Genomic DNA, 4935 nt, shown 5'->3' on the forward strand with positions numbered 1-4935 from the left:
GAGTTTACATACGCAGATGTGCGCTCGATCCCCTACCCCGATAATCACTTCGATGTCGTGAGAGCCGAGAGGCTGTTTCAAGTATTACCTCAGGAAATCGATCCTGAAAGCGTTTTAAGAGAGATGGCCCGGGTCGCAAAAGAAAACGGGATGATCGTTTTGGCCGACACGGATTGGGGTTCTGCCTCGATCGACTATCATGATGATGAGCTAACAGATCGGTTATTGTACTTTTTTGGAACAAGGTGTAGGCCAAGCGGTTTTGCCGGAAGACAGTTTTATGGCTTGCTAAGAAGAAACGGCATATCGATTTTGGAAGTCGAGGTCAAACCTATACTCATGTTCGATTTTAATGAAACACCCTTCAAGCAATGGTTAACAAAAGAGGCCCTCGATAACAACATCGCAACTAAAACGGAATTGGATAGCTGGAATGATGAACTCGTCAAGAAAACAGAGAAGAACGAGTTTTTTTCCTGCGCTAATATGATATTGATCTCAGGGAGAATATAGAATCCGATGAAACAGGAGAACGATGCCTTGAAAGGATTACCGCTTCAAGAACTTCAACTACGATGGGACCGCTGCAGAAGCATTCTAGAGAGATACCTTCCACAGGCGGCAGGCATAATGCTGTTTTCACGGTTAAACATTTATTACTTTACCGGGACATTCGGCAACGGCCTCTTTTGGCTGCCGCTTGAGGGTACGCCCGTTCTTTTATGCAGACGTGGATACGAGCGGGCTAAGCTGGAATCTCCCCTAGAAACGATCGTTCCATTTTACTCTTATAAAGATATCGAGGGGACTCTTAGAGATGCGGGCTCCCCTTTACCAAAGACATTTGCTGTCGAGATGAACGGCCTCTCATGGGCCCTCGGAAGCAGCTTTTCTAAGTACGTATCCGGGTACGATTATGTGCCGGGCGATAAAATACTATCCATGACCCGCGGAATAAAAACCGGCTGGGAATTAGAAAGACTGAGAGAGGCGGGGGCAAAGCATGCAAGATGCTTGACGGAACAATTACCCCCACTCCTTCGAGAGGGAATGACCGAACTTGAGATAGCGCACGTGATCTCCGGCCTCTTTTTTCAAGAAGGACATCACGGCATTTTAAGGATGGAAACCTATGGCGAAGAGGTGTACCTGGGGCATATCACAATCGGGGATAGTGCTAACTATCCGAGCGTTTTTAACGGCCCGGTCGGCCTGCGCGGCGTTCATCCTGCGGTACCGCATATGGGCTCAAGTGAGATTGCGTGGAAAGAAGGGCAGCCCTTGACCATAGATAACGGGTTTACCATCGAAGGGTACCAGACAGATAAGACGCAAGTGTACTGGCTGGGCAACCGGGACAGCATCCCACCGTCCATACAAGCCCCTCATGAGTTTTGCGTTGAACTACAGAACTGGATTGCCGAGCATTTGAGACCGGGGGTATTGCCGAGCGAACTCTGGCATCATAGCATCACACAAGCGGAGAAACACGGCTGGTCCGAAGGGTTTATGGGGCTGAGCGCAAACAAGGTACAATTTGTCGGGCATGGGATAGGGCTGGCTGTGGATGAGTATCCTGTAATCGCCAAAGGTTTCGATATGCCGCTTGAGGCGGGTATGGTTCTCGCCATAGAGCCGAAAATAGGCATTCCGAACGTGGGAATGGTCGGCGTCGAAAACACATTCGAAGTGACGCCAACCGGTGGAAAATGCCTGACAGGGGAGAATTCCGACATCATAAACATCTCCCCCGTCTACGTTAGTGACGAATAATCTAGCTATTTGCCTGCAAGCGATACACTCTATCCGTTTAACGGTACAATATATTTATGGAAACAGTAATCAAAACACAAGAGTTAACCAAGAAATTTGGGTCGTTCACTGCGGTCAAATCCTTAGATTTGCATATCAATAGGGGAGAAATCTACGGATTTATCGGTCTAAATGGGGCCGGCAAAACCACAACGATTCGAATGCTGTTAGGGATGATCAAGCCTACTGCAGGAAGCGTCGAGCTTTTCGGTGAAACGATAACCCCCAATTCGATAAACATCTGGTCGAAAGTCGGATTCCTTGTAGAAACAGCGAATGCCTACCCGGAACTAACTGCGGCAGAGAATCTTGAAGCCTTTCGAAAGCTGTACCGTCTATCCGACAAAAATGCGACAGAAGAGGTAATGGAGAAGTTAGATATCACCAGATATAAGGATAAAAAAGCCAAGCATCTTTCACTCGGCAATTATCAACGTCTCGCGATAGCAAAAGCCTTACTTCATAAGCCCTCCTTATTGATCTTAGATGAACCGACTAATGGGCTGGACCCTGCCGGAATCGTCGAGATAAGAAACTTACTGCAATCGCTGGCACGAGATGAAGAAGTCACGATATTTATATCGAGTCACATTCTTGGTGAGATCCACCGTTTCGTAACAAAAATAGGCATAATACATGAAGGCTCATTGGTTGATGAGATCGAGAGCAAAGCCTTAAACGAAACAATGAACGAAAGGCTCGTAATAGATGCGCCTGACCGGTCAAAATTAATAACCACGATTGAAGAACTAGGATATAAAGCGAGCACCAACAGCTTAGGGGAAGTCGAGATACGCGATATCAATTTAATCAAGCAGCCGGAGATAGTGGCAAAAGAACTGGCTGCCCGGCAACTTTTCCCAAGTAAAATCAATGTCGAAAAGGAAGACCTCGAGGAATACTTCTTGAACAAGGTTGGGAGAAACCATGAACAGCTTTAGCAACGCCGCAATTGTCGAATTTAATAAGGCTCGACGTTCAAAGGTCTCTGTTATAACACTGCTTGCGTTTTTGATCGTGCCCGCCATGGGCGCATTCTTTATGATCATCCTAAAAGATCCACAGAGAGCAAAAGACCTCGGGCTTATCGGGGCAAAAGCCCAGCTGACCGCCGGCGTAGCAAACTGGGACGCCTATCTCGGGCTGCTTTCACAGGCCGTTGCCACCGGGGGCTTATTCATACTCAGTTTCTTTGCGGCATGGATATTCGGACGAGAATATATAAACAAAACCTTAAAGGACTTACTGGCATTGCCGACCTCGCGCACGACCATCGTCATGGCGAAATTTGCGATAATCACTCTCTGGTCTTTGTTTTTAGTAGCGCTTATATTTGCCGTTGGTTTACTGTTGGGCTTCGTGATCGACCTTCCGGGATGGAGTACCCAGTTATTACTCGATATGATTTCGCGCTATCTTGTAGTTTCTTTATTAACCATCCTGCTGGTCTGGCCCGTGGCGCTTGCCGCTAATTTAGGTAAAAGCTATTTTCCGGCGCTTGGTTTTCTGTTCTTCGTGTTTTTCCTCTCCCAGATTGCCGTGATTATCGGCTGGGGAGACTACTTCCCCTGGGCGATCCCGGCCCTCGTTAGCAACATCGGCAAAATAGCCGGCCCCGGCTTTGCCAGCTATCTCCTGGTCGTCATCACCGGCCTTATCGGAATCTTCGGAACCGTAGCCTGGTGGAACTACGCAGACCATGCCAGTTAAAGGCCTCCCAGGATAAAAGTCTTTCGGGCGTTAGAAAGGTATACATGATTGACAAAATAGTTAATATATGCTATACTTATTATTCACCTTGTAATGTGTTATATAACTATAGTGCCTAAAATAGGCGTTATAGTTTTTTCACGTTATAAGGGAGGATTTTTATGCAAGAGAACCGAGTCAGCGTTACTGCACTGGTAACCGCTTTCGCACGGGCCTACCACTCCACACATGACGACCCCAAGATTTTCGACGACTTTCTCGCCCATGATTTATTCACAGAGGAGGAGCGCTCATATCTGGGGTACAACTTGGCCGAGTCTCTCAAGTTCTTTGACCCCGAGCGCGCGGCGTCGTGTCCCGACCAGGCGACTGCTTTAGCCTGGGTGATGCAAAATTATAACGGTTCAACAACCCTCAGCCGTTCGCGGTATACGGAAGACAGCCTTGCCGCAGCGGTCGAGCAAGGTGTAGGGCAGTATGTAATTCTCGGGGCGGGGCTGGATACGTTTGCGTTTCGCCAATCGGAGATGGCGGGGAAGCTTAGAGTATTCGAGGTCGACCATCCCGCCACGCAAGCGCATAAGCGTCAACGTCTCGATGAACTGGGATGGGAGCATCCTGAAGAGCTGCACTTTGTGACAATGGACTTCACGAAGGATGATCTGGCAGTGGTGCTTAAGCGGTCATCATACGATCCACAGGCCCTAAGTTTCTTCAGCTGGCTGGGCGTTACCATGTACTTAACCCGCGACGAGGTGTTCGCCACATTGCGTGCGATCGGCGACATCGCTGCTGCGGGCAGCACCATCATTTTCGATTACTATGATACCGATGCATTCGACCCCGAGAGATCATCTAAGCGCATGCAAAAGGGGATCGAGATTGTACGAAATGCAGGTGAGCCGATGAAAGGCGGCTTTGACCCATCCACGCTTGCCGATGACCTGGCAGGGCTAGGCTTGCGTCTCCAAGAGACCTTAAGCCCATCCGACATCCAGGAACGCACGGATGCCTATAATGCGTCCGAACATGTACACTTTGCGCAAGTGGTGGTTGCAGAATAAACCACAAGGCGCAGTCTTGAAATAAGAGGGGTGCATAGTTGCGGATGGGCGGCAGCGCGAACCGATGGCCGGGGTTGTCGTATTACTATTTCCGATATCCGCCAAGCTCCATTACTCGCTGCTGAATATGCTCACCGTTCACGGACTTATAAAATTCACATCTTGTGCAGTTACCAAGTTTCTGGGCGAACGTGCCTTGTATCTGCCCATCACAGAGGGTGCCCGCCGAAAGCCAGCATCTTTTTCCGTTCAAGGGGTATGCGGGACAATCGCTGGTTTTGTCTCTACCGCACTTCGTAAATTCCCAACAGTTCATATAACCGATTCCTCCTGTAATGGGTTTAGTATC

At 48.7% G+C, this 4935-nt stretch carries 6 protein-coding genes; 5 read left to right on the top strand and 1 reads right to left on the bottom strand.

Features of this window, described 5'->3' with window-relative positions; all coding sequences use genetic code 11:
- From ACYC56_RS12150 to ACYC56_RS12170, 5 genes are all read left to right on the top strand, one after another.
- On the top strand, nucleotides 1–513 hold a 513-nt coding region (locus tag ACYC56_RS12150; protein ID WP_461374445.1), incomplete at its 5' end, for a methyltransferase domain-containing protein.
- 6 nt (nucleotides 514–519) lie between these two features.
- Entirely contained in the window at nucleotides 520–1773 is a 1254-nt protein-coding gene (locus ACYC56_RS12155) for a M24 family metallopeptidase (protein ID WP_461374446.1), read from the top strand.
- 56 nt (nucleotides 1774–1829) lie between these two features.
- A complete protein-coding gene (locus ACYC56_RS12160; RefSeq protein WP_461374447.1) occupies nucleotides 1830–2753 on the top strand; it encodes an ABC transporter ATP-binding protein in 924 nt (307 codons plus the stop codon).
- Nucleotides 2740–3522: an ABC transporter permease gene (locus ACYC56_RS12165; protein WP_461374448.1), complete on the top strand. Its 783-nt coding sequence runs from the start codon at nucleotides 2740–2742 to the stop codon at nucleotides 3520–3522. The genes ACYC56_RS12160 and ACYC56_RS12165 overlap by 14 nt, the downstream gene beginning before the upstream one ends.
- A 161-nt stretch (nucleotides 3523–3683) precedes the next feature.
- Nucleotides 3684–4586: a class I SAM-dependent methyltransferase gene (locus ACYC56_RS12170; RefSeq protein WP_461374449.1), complete on the top strand. Its 903-nt coding sequence runs from the start codon at nucleotides 3684–3686 to the stop codon at nucleotides 4584–4586.
- A gap of 85 nt (nucleotides 4587–4671) precedes the next feature.
- Here the strand turns inward: ACYC56_RS12170 and ACYC56_RS12175 are convergent, their stop codons facing one another.
- On the bottom strand, nucleotides 4672–4902 hold the full coding sequence (locus tag ACYC56_RS12175) for a two-CW domain-containing protein (protein ID WP_461374450.1): 231 nt from the start codon (nucleotides 4900–4902) through the stop codon (nucleotides 4672–4674).
- Nucleotides 4903–4935: the final 33 nt, after the last annotated feature.

It is taken from the genome of Candidatus Aquicultor sp., assembly GCF_054640775.1.